This window comes from Arthrobacter sp. ZGTC131 (genome assembly GCF_002929275.1).
Taxonomy (GTDB): Bacteria; Actinomycetota; Actinomycetes; order Actinomycetales; family Micrococcaceae; genus Arthrobacter.
On the sequence record NZ_PJIK01000116.1, the window covers coordinates 1 to 513 of the forward strand.

A 513-nucleotide genomic window follows, 5' to 3' on the forward strand; every position below is an offset into this window, starting at 1 on the left:
AGGCCGGTCCTTCACCGGACCGCAGAACGGCACTGCCATTGCCGGCGACTACCTGTCGGCGGCGTCCTTCCTGGGCATCGTGGGAGCCATCGCCATCAACGGCTATGACGGCTTCCTCTACTCCATCGGTTTCCTGGTGGCCTGGCTGGTGGCACTGCTCCTGGTGGCCGAAATGCTCCGCAACACCGGCAAGTTCACCATGGCCGACGTGCTGTCCTTCCGCCTGAAGCAGCGCCCGGTCCGGATTGCTGCCGCCATCACCACGCTCGCCGTCTGTTTCTTCTACCTGCTGGCCCAGATGGCCGGCGCCGGCGGGCTGGTCTCCCTGCTGATGGGCATCGACTCGAAGATCGGCCAGTCCCTGGTCATCACCGTGGTTGGCGCCCTGATGATCATCTACGTACTGATCGGCGGCATGAAGGGCACCACGTGGGTGCAGATCATCAAGGCCTGCCTGCTCATTGCCGGCGCCGGCATCATGACCATCTGGGTCCTGGCGATCAATGGTTTCAA

1 protein-coding gene is annotated in these 513 nt (G+C 63.5%); it reads left to right on the forward strand.

Going from position 1 to position 513, the window contains the following annotated elements:
- Positions 1-513, forward strand: a 513-nt coding sequence (locus CXQ90_RS21935) for a cation acetate symporter (protein WP_368783949.1), incomplete at both ends; no start/stop codon positions are given.